Source organism: Lysobacter sp. ISL-50 (assembly GCF_018612875.1).
GTDB lineage: Bacteria > Pseudomonadota > Gammaproteobacteria > Xanthomonadales > Xanthomonadaceae > Lysobacter.
This window is the reverse complement of record NZ_JAGGRI010000045.1, coordinates 67,508-83,386: the sequence shown is the minus strand read 5'-3', so window position 1 is coordinate 83,386 and position 15,879 is coordinate 67,508. Positions and strand designations below refer to the sequence as shown.

Below are 15,879 nucleotides of genomic sequence, written 5' to 3'. Positions count from 1 at the left end.
TTCCCCATTCCCGACTCCCGGATTTCAAAGCATGAGCACCGCACTCCGCCGCCGCCTGCAGCACACCGGCGATCTGGCCAAGGCGTTTCCGCGCGTGCATTTCGTCGGCATCGGCGGCACCGGCATGAGCGGCATCGCCGAAGTCATGTGCACGCTGGGCTATCAGGTGTCCGGCTCGGACATGGCCGACAACGCCGTGACCCGCCGCCTGGCCTCGATGGGCGTCAGCGTGCACCGCGGCCATTCCGCCGCCAACGTGCTCGGCGCCGATTGCGTGGTCGTGTCCAGCGCGATCAAGCGCGACAACCCGGAACTGATGGAAGCGCGCTCGCAGCGCATTCCGGTGGTGCCGCGCGCGGAAATGCTGGCCGAGCTGATGCGCTTCCGCCGCGGCATCGCCGTGGCCGGCACTCACGGCAAGACCACCACCACTTCGCTGACCGCCAGCGTGCTGGCCGAGGGCGGCATCGACCCGACCTTCGTGATCGGCGGCAAGCTGCTCGCCGCCGGCGCCAACGCCGGTCTGGGCGGCGGTCAGTGGCTGGTCGCCGAGGCCGACGAAAGCGACGGCAGCTTCCTGCGATTGAATCCGCAGATCGCCATCGTCACCAACATCGACGCCGATCACCTGGAAAACTACGGCGGCGATTTCGCCAAGGTCCAGGCCGCGTTCGAGGAATTCCTGCACCGCCTGCCGTTCTACGGCTTGGCCGTGCTGTGCATCGACGACGCCAACGTCGCCAGGCTCGCCGCCGAAACGCCGCGCCACGTGATGACCTACGGCTTCGACGAAACCGCCGACGTGCGCGCCGAGGACGTCAGCCAGAACGCCGGCGCGATGCACTTCACCCTGTGCCTGCCCGACGCGACCCGAACCGCGGTGACGCTGGCGCTGCCGGGCCGGCACAACGTGCTCAACGCGCTGGCCGCCGCGTCGGTGGCGTGGCAGTTGGGCGTGCAGCCCGACGCGATCGCGCGCGCGCTGGAGAAATTCGCCGGCATCGGCCGCCGCTTTAACCTGCTGGCCCAGATCAAGACCGACAAGGGCGCGACGGTGCAACTGGTGGACGACTACGGCCATCACCCGAAAGAGCTCGAAGCGGTGTTCGCCGCCGCGCGCGGCGGCTGGCCGGACAAGCGTCTGGTGGTGGCGTTCCAGCCGCACCGTTACAGCCGCACCCGCGATCTGTTCGACGACTTCGCCGCGGTGTTGTCGTCGGTGGATGCGCTGGTGCTGACCGAGGTCTATCCGGCCGGCGAAGCGCCGATCGCCGGCGCCGACGCCAAGTCGCTGGCGCGCGCGATCCGCGCGCGCGGCCGCATCGACCCGGTGGTGGTCAACACCGCCGCCGATCTGGCCAGCGTGCTGCCGGACGTATTGAACGACGGCGACCTGCTGTTGCTGATGGGCGCCGGCGATATCGGCGCGGCCGCGCAGCAGCTGTCGAGCAACGGTTTCCAAGGAGAATCCAAGTGAGTTCGCAGTTCGCTCCGCTTCGCGTCACCGATCCGGCGGTATTCGGCCGCGTCGCCGTGCTGATGGGCGGCACCAGTTCCGAGCGCGAGGTGTCGCTGGATTCCGGCCGCGGCGTGCTCGAAGCGCTGCGCTCGCGCGACGTGGACGCGTTCGCGGTCGATGGCATTCCGGCCCTGATCGACGCCATCCGCGCCGGCAGCGTGGACCGCGTCTTCAACATCCTGCACGGCAACAAGGGCGGCGGCGAAGACGGCGTGCTGCAGGGCGTGCTCGAAGCGCTCGGCGTGCCCTACACCGGTTCGGACGTGCTCGGCTCGGCGCTGGCGATGGACAAGATCCGCACCAAGCAGGTGTGGATCGGCGCCGGCCTGCCGACCCCGAAGTACAAGCGCATCGCCAAGGGCGACGACGTGCACGCGGCGGCGCGGGAAATCGGCCTGCCGGTGATCATCAAGCCGTCCAGCGAAGGCTCCAGCGTCGGCGTGTCGCGCGTGCTCAAGGACGCCGACATCGACGAAGCCGTCGCATTGGCCGCGCGTTATCCCGGCGAGATGCTGATGGAGCAGATGGTGATTGGCGACGAACTCACCGTGGCCGTGCTGATCAACGGCGAGGGCTACACCGCGCTGCCGTCGATCCGCATCGTGCCCAAGGGCGAGTGGTACGACTATCACGCCAAATACATCGCCGACGACACGCAATACCTGTGTCCGGGCCTGGAAGGCGAGATCGAAGTCGAAATCCGCCGTCTGGCGATGGAGGCGTTCGTCGCCGCCGGCTGCAAGGGATGGGGCCGCGTGGACTTCATGCGTGATCGCACCACTGGCCAGTTGTACCTGATCGAGGTCAACACCGCGCCGGGCATGACCAGCCACTCGCTGGTGCCCAAGGCCGCGCGTCAGCTCGGCATCGAGTACGACGAGCTGTGCTGGCGCGTGCTCGAGGCGACCGTGCAAGGAGGTGCGGTGGCGTGAACGCCCTGCTGCGACTCGTCGGATGGGTGCTGGCGCTGGCCTTGGTCGCGCTGCCGGTCGTGGCCGTTCTCAACGGCTGGATCGGCGCGAACCAGTGGCCGCTCAAGCGCCTGCGCGTGACCGGCGAGTTCGAGCGGGTCGATGCGGCGGCGCTGCGCAAGACCCTGCTGCCGTACGCGCAGCGCGGCTTCTTCGCGGTCGATCTGCCGCGCGCGCAGGACGCGGTGGCGAAGCTGCCGTGGGTCGAGCAGGCCGAAGTGCGCAAGCGTTGGCCCGATGTGCTGGAAGTCAGCGTGATCGAGCACAAGCCGTTCGCGCGCTGGGGCAAGGATCAGCTGTTGTCCGAGCAGGGCCGCCTGTTCCCGATCAGCAACATCCAGGTGCCGGCCAACCTGCCGCAGTTCGGCGGTCCCGATACGCGCGTGGCCGACGTGGTCGCGCTGTACAACGAGTCGCGCGAGTTGTTCGCGCCGATCGGCCTGGACGTGAAGCAGATCGAAGTCGATCAGCGCGGCAGCTGGACCCTGGGCCTGGCCAACGGCGCGCAGATCGTGGTCGGCCGCAGCCAGGCGCGGGCGCGGTTGAGCCGCTTCGTCAAGTTGTTGCCGCAGTTGATGGCGCAGCGGGTGCAGGTGCTGGCGCGCGCGGATCTTCGTTACACCAATGGTTTTTCGCTGTCGTGGGCGCCGGTACAGGCACCGGCGGCGGCACCGAAGCAGCAGCAAGGACAGTCATGAATCGCAAAGGCGACAAGTCGCTGATCGTAGGCCTGGACGTGGGCACCTCGAAAGTGGTGGCGCTGGTGGGCGAGTATTCGCCCGGCAATCCCATCGAAGTGATCGGCATCGGCTCGCACGAATCGCGCGGGCTCAAGCGCGGCGTGGTCGTCGATATCGAATCCACCGTGCAGTCGATCCAGCGCGCGATCGAGGAAGCCGAGCTGATGGCCGGCTGCGAGATTCGCTCGGTGTACGCCTCGATTTCCGGCAACCACATCCAGTGCCGCAACTCGCAGGGCATCGCTCCGATCCGCGACGGCGAGGTCACTTACGGCGATCTGGACCGGGTGCTGGACGCGGCCAAGGCGGTGGCGATCCCGGCCGACCAGAAGATCCTGCATGCGATCCCGCGCGACTACGTGCTCGACGATTCGCAGGAAGGCATCCGCAATCCGGTCGGCATGACCGGCGTGCGCCTGGAGGTGCATGCGCACCTGGTGGTGTGCGCGCAGTCGGCCGCGGCCAACATCAGCAAGTGCGTGCAGCGCTGCGGCCTGCAGGTGGACGATCTGATCCTGGGCGTGCTGGCCTCCAGCAACGCGGTGCTGACCAGCGACGAGCGCGAGCTGGGCGTGGTGCTGGTCGATATCGGCGCGGGCACCACCGACATCGCGGTGTTCGTGCAGGGCGCGATCGCGCACAGCGCGTCGCTGCCGATCGCCGGCGATAAGGTCACGGAAGACATCGCGCACATGCTGCGCACGCCGACGCCGGAAGCCGAGCAGATCAAGGTGCGCTACGCCTGCGCGCTGGCGCAGATGGCCACCGCCGAGGAATCGATCCAGGTGCCCAGCGTCGGCGACCGTCCGCCGCGGCGCATGCCGCGCCATTCGCTGGCGCAGGCGGTGCAGGCGCGCTACGAGGAAATCTTCGAAATGATCCAGGCCGAGCTGCGCCGTTCCGGCTTCGAGCATCACGTCCGCGCCGGCATGGTCCTGACCGGCGGCGCGGCGAAGATGGAAGGCGTGGTCGAGCTGGCCGAGGAAATGCTGCAGATGCCGGTGCGCGTGGGCATTCCGCAGCACGTCACCGGCCTGGGCGAAGTGGTCGGCAACCCGGTGCACGCCACCGGCGTGGGCCTGCTGCTGATGGGCAGCCAGATCGAAAACCCGCGCCGTCCGGTGATCTCCACCGGCCGCGCCGGCAGCTTCTTCAACAAGATCAAGAACTGGTATCGCGGTGAGTTCTGACCGCCGGGAATTGGGAATTGGGAATCGTAAGGGCAACAGCAACAGCAACAGCAACAGCTTCATGCAACAGCACTGGCAGGTTGTGGCAGCGGTAGAACAAGCGGCAATACAGCAACAGCAATCAAAACCATAAACGTCGTGGAGGACGAGGTCGAGGTGAGGACGGAACGCTTTTCCGATTCCCCACTCCCGATTCCCGATTCCCGACACTTATAAGAGGACGAGGACATGGCACATTTCGAACTGGTTGAAAAAATGGCCCCGAACGCGGTCATCAAGGTCGTTGGCGTGGGCGGCGGCGGCGGCAACGCCGTGGCGCACATGGTCAGCGGCAACGTCGATGGCGTGGAATTCATCACCGCCAACACCGACGCGCAGGCGATCAAGAACTGCGGCGCCAAGCTGCAGCTGCAGCTGGGCAGCAACGTCACCAAGGGCCTGGGCGCCGGCGCGAATCCGGAAGTCGGCCGTCAGGCGGCGCTGGAAGATCGCGAACGCATCATGGACGCGCTGACCGGCGCCGACATGGTCTTCATCACCGCCGGCATGGGCGGCGGCACCGGCACCGGCGCGGCGCCGGTCGTGGCCCAGCTCGCGAAAGAGATGGGCATCCTGACCGTGGCCGTGGTCACCAAGCCGTTCCCGTTCGAAGGCCGCCGCCGCATGCAGGTCGCGCTCAAGGGCATCGAGGAGCTGTCGCACCATTGCGATTCGCTGATCACGATCCCCAACGAGAAGCTGATCACCGTGCTCGGCCGCAACGCGACGATGATCCAAGCCTTCCGCGCGGCGAACGACGTGCTGCTCGGCGCCGTGCAGGGCATCGCCGATCTGATCGTGCGTCCGGGCCTGATCAACGTCGACTTCGCCGACGTGCGCACCGTGATGAGCGAGATGGGCCTGGCGATGATGGGCACCGGCGCCGCGCGCGGCGACGATCGCGCTCAGGCCGCGGCCGAGTCGGCGATCCAGAACCCGCTGCTCGACGACGTCAATCTGGCCGGCGCCAACGGCATCCTGGTCAACATCACCGCCGGTCCGGACTTCACCATGGCGGAGTTCGACGAAGTGGGCCGCACCATCGAAGGCTTCGCTTCCGAAGACGCCACCGTGGTCATCGGCACCGTGCTCGATCCGGACATGCAGGACGAGGTCCGCGTCACCGTGGTCGCCACCGGCCTCAACCGCGTCGCCGCCAAGCAGTCGGTGCGCGGCCAGGGCTTCGAGCGCGAATCGCAGCGCACGCCGATCCAGCTGGTGCGCAACGCGACCACCGGCCAGCCCGAGTTCGGCGCGATGGACGACGTCGGCCATGCGCCGATGCCGAGCTTCGGCGGCAGCCTGCGCGGCAACACCCGCCAGGAACCGACCGGTCCGGCCGTGGCCGATTTCGGCAGCGACAACAGCTACCTGGACATCCCGGCGTTCCTGCGCCGTCAGGCGGATTGAAGCGTTGAAGCCAGGAACGAGTGCACAGGAGTGAGAAACGAGCAGAAGCCCGGCTTCTACTCACTCCTCACTCCTCTCAACTCGTTCCTGCTTCAAGAACCACCCTAGGGCCGGACTCGTCCCCGGCCCGAGGCATCTTGCCCCGGCGTTACCGCGCGGGGCTTTGGGCCGGTCGGCCCGACCCCGCAAGGGCGGGCCGACCGGTCAGTTTGACGCTCGCTGTTGACAACGGCGGGACAGTGCGTCCTTTTCGTTCAGGTTCAGCGACCTGCGTGCTAATCTTGCGCAGTTTCGTGTCCGTCCCCATTAGCTATTCCGTCCCTGCGGCCCGCGGGCCTTGCGGACGGACAGCCAGCAACATCCCAGAACAAGAACTTCGCGGAACTCCCACGACCATGCTGCGTCAGCGCACCCTCAAGAATGTGATCCGCGCCACCGGCGTGGGCCTGCACAGCGGCGAGAAGGTTTTTCTCACCCTGCGTCCGGCCCCGGTGGACACCGGCATCGTGTTCCGCCGCGTCGATCTCGACCCGGTGGTGGAGATGCCCGCGCGCGCCGATCTGGTCACCGAGACCACGTTGTGCACCGGCCTGACCTACGGCGTCGGCAAGGTCATGACGGTCGAGCACCTGCTCTCGGCCATGGCCGGGTTGGGCATCGACAACTGCTATGTCGAACTGTCGGCGCCGGAAGTGCCGATCATGGACGGCTCGGCCGGTCCGTTCGTGTTCCTGCTGCAGTCCGCCGGCATCGCCGAGCAGGACGCGCCCAAGCGTTTCATCCGCATCAAGCATCCGGTGGAAGTGCGCGAAGGCGACAAGGTCGCGCGTTTCGAGCCGTTCGAAGGTTTCCGCCTGGGCTTCACCGTGGTCTTCGACCATCCGGCGATCCCGGCCTCGCAGTCGCGCGCGGAAGTGCAGTTCTCCACCGAGAACTACATCCGCGAAGTCAGCCGCGCGCGCACCTTCGGCTTCATGCGCGATCTGGAATACATGCGCGAGCGCAACCTCGGCCTGGGCGGCTCGATGGACAACGCGATCGTGCTCGACGAATTCCGCGTGCTCAACGACGACGGCCTGCGCTACGCCGACGAGTTCGTGCGCCACAAGATCCTCGATGCGGTCGGCGACTTGTATCTCGCCGGCCATCCCATCATCGGCGCCTACGAGGGCCACAAGTCCGGCCACGCGCTCAACAACAAGCTGGTGCGCGCGCTGCTGGCCGAGCGTTCGGCCTGGGAGCTGGTGAGCTACAGCGACGCCGAACCGGTTCCGGTCGCCTACGGCGAGCCTGCGCTGGCTTGAGGCCGGGCGGGGCGGGGATAGTAGATAACGAGTGCGCAGGAGTGAGANNTCTCACTCCTGCGCACTCGTTCCTCCCCAGGCCCTCCGCGTTCCTAACCTGAACGCGCACCTTCAGCGGCCCCGGCGCCGGCCCATAAAAAATCAGGAACGTTAACCCGGTCACACTCGTGAACGTAGCGTGACGTCTTAACGCTTTTCTAACGAAACTTTTCTGGAACCCTTCCGAACGCTTAACAAACCCCGGGGTCCCGGCCAGTAGGATTCTCCGACCCGGCACTCGGACCCCCGCCGGCTCGCCCCTGAAGCGCGAGCCTACCGAGCGTCAGCTGGCATCGTTGGAACCCGACGGATCGGGCTTGTTCAACGACGCCAGTGCGGCCTGCAGCGCAGCTTGCGTCGCGGCCGACATGGGTTTGGCCTTCCGAACCGGTGCTGCCGCCGGGTTGGGAACCGTCGTCTTGACGACGAGTTCGGCCGTATCCAGTCCGATGGATCGGGCTGCGTCGAGCAGTTCCGGAGCCGCGAGCCGAAGCTTGGCGCGCCACACCGGGGCATCGACGACGTACACGAGCCTGCCGCGTTCGAAGTTGGCCAGCCGCGCATGCGCGGCGATCGAAGGCGGCAGGTAGGGGCGTAACCGACGGTCCAGTTCGTCGAGCCACAGCGCTCGCCGGACGATGGAACCGCCCGGGTTGCCGGTAGCGGGGTCTGCTCCCGCCAGCGCATCCATAGCGATGCGCGGCGAGGAAGGGCCGCGCGATGGCGGCCTTTTGGGCTTGTAATCAGACATCGGACACATGACCTATCAATCCATCGTAAACAACACGCGCGCCAGGCTGGATGGTTTCTTCCAGCAGTGCGGCCGGATCGGCGCTCGCCGCCCCGCGCTCGTCATGGCGCTGCTGCTCGGCACCGGCGTCACCATCGGTGCCGGCGCCGGCATCGCCGACAACCGCATGCTACGCGCCGAACTGGCCCAGCAGCAGGGTCAGATCGCCGCCACCCGCCGCGACGCGCAGCGCGAGATCAACGCCCTGGCCGCGCGCATGGGCGAGCTGCAGGCCGAGGCCAACCGCCTCAACGCCCTGGGCGAGCGCCTGACCCGCATCGGCCAGCTGCAGGACGGTGAATTCGATTTCAACAAGCCGGTCGGCGTCGGTGGCGCCGGTCCCGTGCGCGACATGGCCAAGCCCGAGCTCAACGCCGGCATGGACCAGCTGGCAAGCCAGTTCAAGGCCTCCGGCGAGCAGCTGTCGGTGCTCGAAGCGCTGCTGTTCAATCGCCAGATCGACATGAACGCGGTGCCCTCGCGCGCGCCGATCGCCAACAGCTACATCACCTCCGGCTTCGGCGGCCGCGCCGATCCGTTCAACGGCGGCGCCGCCTTCCACAAGGGCATCGATTTCGAAGCCGACGTCGGCGACCCGGTCCTGGCCGTGGCCGACGGCGTGGTCAGCTACTCCGGCGTGCGTTCGGGCTACGGCAACGTGGTCGAGATCGACCACGGCAACGGCTACGTGACCCGCTACGCGCACAACTCGCGCCTGCTGATGAAGGTCGGCGAGCTGGTCCGCGCCGGGCAGGAGATCGCCAAGGCCGGTTCCAGCGGCCGTTCCACCGGCGCCCACGTGCACTTCGAGGTCTGGGAAAGCGGCCGGGTCGTGAATCCGGTCAAGTTCCTCAATCAGCAGTCGCCGCTCAGAGGCTAAGGCGGGCCCGCTTGCGAGCCACCGGCTCGCGGACCGTCGAACGCCCGCCGCAGTGCGGCGGGCCAGAACGATAGGCGGCCACTGCGAACCCCCGAATTGGGCAAAGTCCCACATTCGATAGGCGCACATCCCCCTTGATACCGTTCAGGTCGCCCCCCACGCTAGAATGCGTGTGGCCAAAGACCAGGCTCGATCCGATCGGGGGCGCATGGCGCCCCCGATTTCGTTTCGGCGAACCGTAAGGGGAGCCCAAGCGCGACGGATCGGCCGGTCGACTGGATTCCTGGGGAACTTGCCGGCGGCAACGCGTTCTTAACACGTCCCGCCTGTGCAACCCCGTTCGCTTTACACGGACCCGTTCATGCTCAACAGCTTGCTTACCCGCGTTTTCGGCAGCCGCAACGATCGCTTGCTGCGCCAACTGCAACGATCGGTCGTCAAGATCAATGCGCTCGAGCCGGAGATGGAAAAACTCTCCGACGCCCAGTTGCAGGCCAAGACGCCGGAGTTCCAGCAGCGCATCGCCGACGGCGAGGCGCTGGACAAGCTGCTGCCGGAGGCGTTCGCGGTCTGCCGCGAAGCGTCCCGCCGCGTGCTGGGCATGCGCCATTACGATGTCCAGCTGATCGGCGGCATGGTTCTGCATCTGGGCAAGATCGCCGAGATGCGCACCGGCGAAGGCAAGACCCTGGTCGGCACGCTGCCGGTGTACCTCAACGCGCTCGAAGGCAAGGGCGTGCACGTGGTCACCGTCAACGACTACCTGGCGCGCCGCGACTCGGCGTGGATGGGCAAGCTCTACAACTGGCTGGGCCTGAGCGTCGGCGTGGTCTACCCGGGCATGCAGCACAGCGACAAGCATGCCGCCTACGCCAGCGACATCACCTATGGCACCAACAACGAATTCGGCTTCGACTACCTGCGCGACAACATGGCGCTGTCGAAGGACGACCGTTTCCAGCGCAGCCTGCATTACGCGATCGTCGACGAAGTCGACTCCATCCTCATCGACGAAGCGCGCACCCCGCTGATCATCTCCGGCCCGGCCGACGAATCGCCGGAGCTGTACATCAAGGTCAACCGCATCGTTCCCTCGCTGACCCGCCAGGAGAAGGAAGACGGCGACGGCGATTACTGGGTCGATGAAAAGGGCAAGCAGGTGTACCTGTCCGAATCCGGCCAGGAACACGCCGAAGAACTGCTGCGCAAGGCCGGAATCCTCTCGGAAGAAGACGATTCGCTGTACGCCGGCCACAACATCTCGGTCGTTCACCACCTCAACGCCGCGTTGCGCGCGCACGCCATCTACCAGCGCGACGTCGACTACATCGTCCGCGACGGCGAAGTGGTGATCGTGGACGAATTCACCGGCCGCACCCTGCAGGGTCGCCGCTGGTCCGACGGCCTGCACCAGGCGGTCGAAGCGAAGGAAGGCGTGCCGGTCCAGCGCGAGAACCAGACGCTGGCCTCGATCACCTTCCAGAACCTGTTCCGCATGTACAAGAAGCTGTCCGGCATGACCGGTACGGCGGATACGGAAGCGTACGAATTCCAGAGCATCTACGGCCTGGAAGTGATCGTGATTCCGACCAACCGCCCGATGCAGCGCAAGGATCATTCCGATCAGGTGTTCCTCAACCGCGCCGGCAAGTACCGCGCGGTGCTCGCCGAGATCAAGGCTTCCTACGAGCGCAAGCAGCCGGTGCTGGTCGGCACGACCTCGATCGAAGTATCGGAAATGCTGAGCCAGCAGCTCACCGCCGCCGGCGTCGCGCACGAAGTGCTCAACGCCAAGCAGCACGAGCGCGAGGCCAACATCATCGCCCAGGCCGGCCGGCCGGGCGCGATCACCATCGCCACCAACATGGCCGGCCGCGGCACCGACATCGTGCTCGGCGGTTCGCTGGAAGCCGAGTTGGCCGATCTTTCCGCGCAGAACAACGGCGAGCCGGTCGATGAAGTCACCCACAAGCGCCTGAAGGCGGCGTGGCAGGAGCGTCACGACGCGGTCAAGGCCGCCGGCGGCCTGCACATCGTCGGCACCGAGCGCCACGAATCGCGCCGTATCGACAATCAGCTGCGCGGCCGCGCCGGCCGTCAGGGCGACCCGGGCTCATCGCGCTTCTATCTGTCGCTCGAAGACAACCTGATGCGCATCTTCGCCGCCGACTGGGTGCAGCGCGTGATGGCGCGCATGGGCCTGAAGGAAGACGACATCATCGAAAGCCCGCTGGTGACCAAGCAGATCGCCAACGCGCAGCGCAAGGTCGAGGCGCACAACTTCGACATCCGCAAGAACCTGCTCGACTTCGACGACGTCAACAACGACCAGCGCAAAGTGATCTACGGCCAGCGCGACGAGTTGCTGGAAGCCGAAAGCGTGCAGGAGAACGTGGAAGGCATCCGCGCCGACGTGGTCGCCGACATCGTCCAACGCTACGTGCCGGCCAATTCGGTCGATGAGCAGTGGGACCTGCCGGGCCTGCAGGCGACGATCGCACAGGATTTCAACGTCGATGTGCCGCTGGTGGACATCGCCAACCAGGCCGACGAGCTCGACTCCGACGCGGTCGGCCAGAAGGTCCAGGAAGCGGTCGCCGCGCATTTCAATACGCGCGAAGAGCAGCTGGGCAGCGAAACCATGCGCATGCTCGAAAAGCACATCATGCTCAACGTGCTCGACCAGAACTGGAAGGAACACCTCGCGCGCATGGACTACCTGCGCCAGGGCATCCATCTGCGCGGTTATGCGCAGAAGCAGCCCAAGCAGGAGTACAAGAAGGAAGCCTTCGAGCTGTTCTCCGAGATGCTCGACAAGGTCAAGCGCGAAGTGGTGACGATCCTGGCGCGCGTGCGCATCCAGAGCGAAGACGAAATCGCGCAGATGGAAGCGCAGGAACGCGCCCAGGCCGAAGCGCAGTCGCGGCAGTTGCAGTTCCAGCACGCCAGCGCCGGCGGTTTCGGCGCCGACGAGGAAGCCGCGCAGGTATCCGAGGACGCGTTCGCCAACGTCGGCCGCAACGATCCTTGCCCCTGCGGCAGCGGCAAGAAGTACAAGCATTGTCATGGGCAGTTGGGCTGAGTCCCGAGTCCCGAGTCCCGCCGCGTAGAAGTCGTCGCCGGAGTCATCCGCGACGCGCGCGGTCGCATCCTGTTGAGCCGCCGCACCGAAGGCCGTGATCTGGCCGGGCTGTGGGAGTTCCCGGGCGGCAAGCGCGAGCCGGGCGAAACCGCCGAGGCGGCGCTGAGCCGCGAACTGCAGGAAGAACTCGGCATCGAGACCGAGGTCGGCGCCGCGCTGATCCGGGTGCCGCAGGCGTATCCCGACAAACGACTGGTCCTGGACGTGCGCGAGATCCGCGCCTGGCGCGGCAGCGCGCGCGGCCGCGAGGGCCAGGCCCTGGTGTGGGTGCCGCCGCACAAGCTCGCCAGCTACGCGATGCCGCCGGCCGACCGACCGGTGGTGGCGGCGCTGGAGCAGGCCGATCGCTACCTGGTCACGCCCGAGCCCGGCGACAACGACGAGGAATGGCTGACCGCGCTCTCGGCCGCACTGGCCGCGGGCGTGCGCCGGGTGCAACTGCGCGCGCCCGAGCTGGGTGCCGGCGATGGGCAGCGCTGGCCGCGCTTGGCGGCGGCCGCGGTCAAGCGTTGCCGCGCGGCCAAGGCCGAGGTGCTGATCAACGGCGACATCGCCCTGGCCAACGCGCTCGGCGCCGGCCTGCATCTGCGCGCGGCGCAGCTGCGGGAGCTGAGCGAACGGCCGATCGCGACGGCTGCCGTGCTGGCCGCGTCCTGCCACGACGCCGACGAACTGCGCGCGGCGCAGGCGCTGGGCTGCGATTTCGCCGTCGTCGGCTCGATCAGGCCGACCCCGAGCCACCCGAGCGTGCTCGGTATCGGCTGGGAGGCGTTCGCGGCCTTGCGCGAATCGGTGTCGCTGCCGATCTATGCGATCGGCGGGCTGGGGCCGGACGATCTCGACGAGGCGCGGCGACACGGTGCCCAGGGCATCGCTGCGATACGGAGTTTGTGGGCGGCTGCTTAAGTCGGATCGAAAAGCATCGGGCCTGAAGGCCCTCCCACAAAAACCTGCCGCAGTCGCGCAGCTCTTGTGGGAGGGCCTTCAGGCCCGATGCTTTCGGCTCAATTCGCCGCGCGCCCTCAAACCCAAGGCTTTTGGCTCAGCCTGCCACGCACTTTCAGCCCCGCAGGCTCTCCGCCATCGCCCGATAGCGCCGATCCAGCGCCTCGACCTGCACCTGCAGCGTCTCGATCGGCCCATCGTTGACGACGACGTCGTCGGCGATCGCCAACCGCGCCTCGCGCGTCGCCTGGGCCGCGATCATGCGCTGGGCCAGCTCCGCCTCGATGCCGTCGCGGCGCATCACACGGGCCTGCTGCACCGCGACCGGCACGTCCACGACCAGGCAACGGTCCAGCCACGGATAAGCCTCGCGCCCGCCGCCTTCGGCCAGCAGCGGAATCGCCGCGATCGCATAGGAACCCGCGGCGCCTTCGCATTGCGCCCGCAGCATCGCCCGCACCAGCGGGTGGACGATGGCTTCCAGCCGGCGGCGCGCGGCTTCGTCGCCGAACACGATGCGGCGCATCGCCGCGCGGTCGAGCGCGCCCTGGGCATCGAGAATGTCGCGACCGAAGGCCGCGACGACCTGCGCCAATCCTTCGCTGCCGGTCTCGACCGCGGCGCGCGCGGCCACATCGGCATCGGCGACGAATACCCCAAGCGCCTGGAAGCGCCGGGTCACCTCGCTCTTGCCCGAGGCCACGCCGCCGGTCACGCCGACGCAGAACGCGGCCATGCTCAGCCGAGCCCGGAGAACCGCAGATAGGCCTGCAGCAGCGCTTCGCCCCAGAAGAACACGATCCATCCGGCGATCGCCAGATACGGGCCGAACGGAATCGGAATGCCCATGTCGCGGCCCTTGACCGCGAGCCAGATCGAGCCGATCACCGCGCCGACCAGGGACGACATCAGAATCGTCGGCAGCACGCCCTTGAGGCCGACCCAGGCGCCGATGGCCGCGAGCAGCTTGAAGTCGCCGCCGCCCATGCCTTCGCGCGGGTCTTTGACCCGTTTGACCACGACCTGATACTGCTTGTAGACCCAGTTCACCAGCCACAGGCTGGTGAACCCCGCGATCGCGCCGAGCACCGCCGGCTTGACCGGGAAATACAGGTTATCGCTGGCGGCGATGATGCCCAGCCACATCAGCGGCAAGGTCAGGCTGTCGGGCAGGTACTGCGTGCGCAGGTCGATGCCCGACAGGATGATCAGGAAGCTGGTGAACACCATCGCCCCGAAGCCCTGCCAGCCGAAGCCGAAGCGGGCCACGCAGGCGACCATCAGCAGCATGGTCAGCAGTTCGACCGCCGGGTACTGGATCGAGATCGGCGTCTTGCAGTGCCGGCAGCGGCCGCGCAGCGCCAGGTAGCTGAATACCGGGATGTTTTCGTACCAGGACAGCTGGTGCTTGCAGTGCGGGCAGTGCGAGCGCTCGACCGCGATGCCCGGCGGCGGCGGATCGTAGATCTCCGGCAGCTCCAGGGCCTCGCGCGCGTCCTTCTTCCACTCCCACTCCAACCGCTTGGGCAGGCGCAGGATCACCACGTTGTAGAAGCTGCCCAGCAGCAGTCCGAGTCCGGCCGCGAGCGGATACCCGAGGCCGGGGTTCTGATCTAGAAATGCCATGTGCGAAGGATACTTTGCCGATCAGATCGTCGCAGCCAGTTTGAAGATCGGCAGATACATGGCGACGACCATGCCGCCGACGATCACGCCGAGGATGATCATGATCAGCGGTTCCAGCAGGCTCGACAGCGCGTCCACGGCGTTGTTGACTTCCTGCTCGTAGAACTCCGCGACCTTGACCAGCATGGTGTCGAGCGCGCCGGCCTCTTCGCCGATCGCGGTCATCTGGATCACCATGTGCGGGAACAGGTTGACCTGCTTCATCGCCATGTTGACCTGGTAGCCGACCGAGACGTCGTCGCGGATGCGCAGGACCGCCTTTTCGTAGACCACGTTGCCGGTCGCGCCGGCCACGGTGTCCAGCGCCTCGACCAGCGGCACGCCGGCGCGGAAGGTCACCGCCAGGGTGCGGGCGAAACGGGCGATCGCGGCGTTGTGCAGGATCTGGCCGACCACCGGGATCTTGAGCATGGCCCGGTCGAGGAAGTGGGCGAAGGCGGGCGAGCGGTTCTTGGCCATGATGAACGCCACGACGGCGCCGACCACCACCAGCAGTACCGCCCACCACCATGAAATCATGAAATCGCTCATGCCGATGACCATGAGCGTGAAGGCCGGCAGGTCGGCGCCGAAGCTCTTGAACGTGGCCTGGAACTGCGGCACCACGAAGATCAGCAGGATCGCGCTGACCAGGATCGCCACCGCGACCACGGTGGCCGGATAGAACAAGGCCTTCTTGATCTTGCCCTTGAGGGTTTCGATGTTTTCCTTGTAGTTGGCGACCGTGTCGAGCACGGTTTCGAGCACGCCCGCCGATTCGCCGGCCTTGACCAGGTTGCGGTACAGCTCATCGAACTGGACCGGGTGCTTGCTCATGGCCTCGTGCAGCGACGAGCCGCTTTCCAGGTCGGCGCGCACCGAGTTCAGCAGCTTCTTCATGCGCGGGTTCTTGTGGCCCTCGCCGATGATTTCCAGCGAGGTCACGATCGGCACGCCCGACTTCATCATGGTGGCGATCTGGCGGCTGAAAATCGCGATTTCGCCCGGGGTGATGCGGCTGCCGGAGGCGCCGAACAGCGGCTTGCCCTTGGGCTTGACCACGGTCGGGGTGATGCCTTGCCGGCGCAGTTCGGCGCGCAGCAGGTTGGCGTTCTTGGCCGCCTGCTCGCCCTTCATCTTGATGCCGCGCTTGTCGGTGCCCTGCCAGACGAACATGTCGAGCGGATTGGCCCGGCGTACTGCGGTCTGGGTGGCTTGCTTGGTGGCGGTTCGAGTCGCGGACAT

General features: G+C 66.9%; 11 protein-coding genes and 2 pseudogenes. 9 read left to right on the top strand and 4 right to left on the bottom strand.

Features of this window, described 5'->3' with window-relative positions:
* Positions 1–31: 31 nt before the first annotated feature.
* The 6 genes and pseudogenes from murC (at position 32) to lpxC (ending at position 7,173) form a co-directional block, all read left to right on the top strand.
* The gene (murC, locus tag J7J50_RS21605) at positions 32–1,477 is read left to right on the top strand and encodes a UDP-N-acetylmuramate--L-alanine ligase (protein WP_215059381.1); all 1,446 of its coding nucleotides are present in this window, start codon (positions 32–34) and stop codon (positions 1,475–1,477) included.
* Positions 1,474–2,451, top strand: coding sequence for a D-alanine--D-alanine ligase (locus J7J50_RS21600; RefSeq protein WP_215059380.1), 978 nt, complete (start codon positions 1,474–1,476; stop codon positions 2,449–2,451). Before murC ends, J7J50_RS21600 begins: the two co-directional genes overlap by 4 nt.
* Positions 2,448–3,128 (top strand): annotated as a pseudogene (locus J7J50_RS21595) (cell division protein FtsQ/DivIB); the annotation flags it as partial. The gene J7J50_RS21600 and the pseudogene J7J50_RS21595, both read left to right, overlap by 4 nt.
* Before the next feature lie 56 nt (positions 3,129–3,184).
* Positions 3,185–4,420, top strand: a complete 1,236-nt coding sequence (gene ftsA / locus J7J50_RS21590) for a cell division protein FtsA (protein ID WP_057944111.1) — start codon at positions 3,185–3,187, stop codon at positions 4,418–4,420.
* A gap of 228 nt (positions 4,421–4,648) precedes the next feature.
* Complete coding sequence (gene ftsZ, locus J7J50_RS21585) at positions 4,649–5,869, top strand: cell division protein FtsZ (RefSeq protein WP_215059376.1); 1,221 nt, start codon at positions 4,649–4,651, stop codon at positions 5,867–5,869.
* Between the two features lie 395 nt (positions 5,870–6,264).
* Entirely contained in the window at positions 6,265–7,173 is a 909-nt protein-coding gene (lpxC, locus tag J7J50_RS21580) for a UDP-3-O-acyl-N-acetylglucosamine deacetylase (RefSeq protein WP_215059374.1), read from the top strand.
* A gap of 322 nt (positions 7,174–7,495) precedes the next feature.
* Here lpxC and J7J50_RS21575 read toward each other — a convergent pair whose 3' ends face one another.
* On the bottom strand, positions 7,496–7,963 hold the full coding sequence (locus J7J50_RS21575; RefSeq protein WP_083512651.1) for a DUF721 domain-containing protein: 468 nt from the start codon (positions 7,961–7,963) through the stop codon (positions 7,496–7,498).
* Positions 7,964–8,066: 103 nt separating this feature from the next.
* Here J7J50_RS21575 and J7J50_RS21570 point away from each other — a divergent pair, with 103 nt between their 5' ends.
* From J7J50_RS21570 to J7J50_RS21560, 3 genes and pseudogenes are all read left to right on the top strand, one after another.
* Positions 8,067–8,882 carry a M23 family metallopeptidase gene (locus J7J50_RS21570; protein WP_251047337.1) on the top strand — a complete coding sequence of 272 codons (816 nt, stop codon included), beginning with the start codon at positions 8,067–8,069 and terminating at the stop codon, positions 8,880–8,882.
* A gap of 361 nt (positions 8,883–9,243) precedes the next feature.
* The gene (gene secA, locus J7J50_RS21565; protein ID WP_215059370.1) at positions 9,244–11,964 is read left to right on the top strand and encodes a preprotein translocase subunit SecA; all 2,721 of its coding nucleotides are present in this window, start codon (positions 9,244–9,246) and stop codon (positions 11,962–11,964) included.
* 9 nt (positions 11,965–11,973) lie between these two features.
* Positions 11,974–12,930: pseudogene (locus J7J50_RS21560) on the top strand (Nudix family hydrolase); the annotation flags it as partial.
* A gap of 154 nt (positions 12,931–13,084) precedes the next feature.
* Here J7J50_RS21560 and coaE read toward each other — a convergent pair.
* The 3 genes from coaE to J7J50_RS21545 are packed head-to-tail and all read right to left on the bottom strand — an operon-like array spanning position 13,085 to position 15,879.
* Positions 13,085–13,705 (bottom strand): dephospho-CoA kinase, encoded by a 621-nt coding sequence (gene coaE / locus J7J50_RS21555; protein ID WP_215059779.1) that lies wholly within the window; start codon positions 13,703–13,705, stop codon positions 13,085–13,087.
* A gap of 2 nt (positions 13,706–13,707) precedes the next feature.
* A complete protein-coding gene (locus J7J50_RS21550; protein WP_215059777.1) occupies positions 13,708–14,595 on the bottom strand; it encodes an A24 family peptidase in 888 nt (295 codons plus the stop codon).
* A gap of 21 nt (positions 14,596–14,616) precedes the next feature.
* Entirely contained in the window at positions 14,617–15,879 is a 1,263-nt protein-coding gene (locus J7J50_RS21545) for a type II secretion system F family protein (RefSeq protein WP_215059775.1), read from the bottom strand.